Below are 2,155 nucleotides of genomic sequence, written 5' to 3'. Positions count from 1 at the left end.
GGCGGCCTCGGCGACGCCCTCGACGCCGACGATCGCGCTCTCGATCTCCATCGTCCCGAGCCGGTGGCCCGAGACGTTGAGCACGTCGTCGACGCGCCCCAGAACCGTAATATAGCCGTCCTCGTCGATCTTCGCCCCGTCCTCCGGGAAGTACACCCAGTCCTCGGGGTCGTCGGAGTCGGTGTCGGAGTACTCCCGCCAGTACTCGTCGATGTACCGCTCGTCGTTCTGGTACAGCGTCCGGAGCATCCCGGGCCAGGGCTTCTGGATCGTGAGGTAGCCCGCTCGGCCCGGCTCGACCGGATCGCCCGTCGTGTCGAGGATTTCGGCGTCGATGCCCGGCAGCGCGGGGCCGGCGGAGCCGGGCTTCATCTCCTTGACGCCCGGCAGTGTGGTGACCATCATGCCGCCCGTCTCGGTCTGCCACCAGGTGTCGACGATCGGGCAGGACTCGTCGCCGATGTGCTTGTAGTACCACTTCCAAGCGCGGGGGTTGATCGGTTCGCCCACGGTCCCGAGAAGGCGGAGGCTGGAGAGGTCGTGACTGTCGGGGAACTCCGATCCCCACTTCATGAACGCCCGGATCGCCGTCGGTGCGGTGTAGAGTTGGGTGGCTTCGTACTCCTCGACGATCTCCCAGAGCCGGTCGCGCTCGGGGTGATCCGGCGTCCCCTCGTACATCATCGTCGTCGTCCCCAGTGCGAGCGGGCCGTAGACGATGTACGAATGCCCAGTGATCCAGCCGATGTCGGCCGAACAGAAGTACGTGTCCTCCGGCTTCACGTCGAGGACGGCGTGGGAGGTCCACGCGGCCCACGAGAGGTAGCCGCCCGTCGTGTGTTTCACCCCCTTCGGTTCGCCCGTGGTCCCCGAGGTGTACATCAGGAACAGCATGTCCTCGGCGTCACGGTCGACCGGTTCGACCTCGGCCCCCTCGTGGGCGGCGACGAGGTCGTCGTAGTCGTGCTGTGACTCGCCCAGTTCGTGACCGTGACCGTCGCCGTTGGCCGCGAGCCGGCCGACGACGACCGTGTCCGATACCTCGTGCTCGACGCCGCTGAGGCCCTCGTTGGCTTTTTCGAGGTGGTCGAGCGGGTCGCCGCGGCGGTAGTAGCCGTCGGCGGTGACGAGATACTCCGAGTCGGCGGCGTTCATGCGCGTCGCGAGCGCGTCGGCGGAGAAGCCCGCGAAGACGACCGAATGCGGCGCGCCGATGCGAGCACAGGCGAGCATCGCGATCGGCAGTTCCGGGATCATCGGCATGTACATCGTCACCACGTCGTCCTCGCCGACGCCCATCTCCCGCAGCGCGGCCGCGAACTCGTTCACCTCGCGGTGAAGCTCCGCGTAGGTGTAGGTGCGGTTCTCCTCTGCGGTCGGCTCGCCGACCCACTCGATCGCGGCCTCGTCGCCCCGCTCGTCGAGGTGTCGGTCGATGCAGTTCGCCGAGGCGTTGAGTTCGCCGCCCGTGAACCACTCGTAGAACGGCGGGTTCGAGTCGTCGAGTACGGTGTCGTACTCGGTCTCCCAGTCGAGCATGTCGGCCGCGGTCGCCCAGCACTCCGGCCAGTTCTCCGCGAACTCCGCGTAGATGTCGGGGTCCGCGACGTTTGCCTGCTCGACGAACGATTCCGGCGGCTCGAACACGTCCTGCGCTTCGAGCCGCGCTTCCAGTTCCGCGTCTTGATCACCCATGATCTATCGCCGACGATCCACCTTCCCATCACATAAACGGGGGCGCTAATTATCCAAACTGCGCCCGGTTTTCGCCCGCCGATCGAGGCTCAGCGGTCCCCGTTCTCCCCCGCGGGAGCGTCCTCGAAGAACGCGGTGAGGAGCTTCCCCTCGGCGTTTCGGAGGTGGTTGTGCAGCGTCGGCGCCGAGACGCCGACGGAGTCGGCCAGCTCCTCGGCGGTCGTGTCCCGCGGCCACTCGAAGTAGCCCGCATGGTAGGCCGCCCGGAGGACGGTCGTCTGGCGCTCGGAGAGGCGGTCGCCGAGCCGCTCGCGGAACCCGGCGTCGGTCTCGACCGGCCGATCGACCTGCCGTTTCGCGGCCAGCCGCACCGACGGGTACGCGTCGGTCACGGCGTCGACGGTCGAACGCACGTCGCCGTCGCCGGGCAGCTCCGCCGTGAGCGTGGTCACGCCGTCGG

2 protein-coding genes are annotated in these 2,155 nt (G+C 67.9%); both read right to left on the bottom strand.

The features are described from left to right. Nucleotides 1–1,695 (bottom strand): acetate--CoA ligase (locus ACFR9S_RS12570; protein ID WP_379818802.1); only part of this gene is annotated, 1,695 nt, incomplete at its 3' end. A gap of 89 nt (nucleotides 1,696–1,784) precedes the next feature. Then, a partial coding sequence (locus tag ACFR9S_RS12565) for a helix-turn-helix domain-containing protein (protein WP_379818800.1) occupies nucleotides 1,785–2,155 on the bottom strand: 371 nt, incomplete at its 5' end.

Origin of the sequence: Halolamina salina, assembly GCF_042678005.1 — an archaeon.
Taxonomy (GTDB): domain Archaea; phylum Halobacteriota; class Halobacteria; order Halobacteriales; family Haloferacaceae; genus Halolamina; species Halolamina salina.
This window is presented reverse-complemented; position numbering and strand designations above follow the sequence as displayed.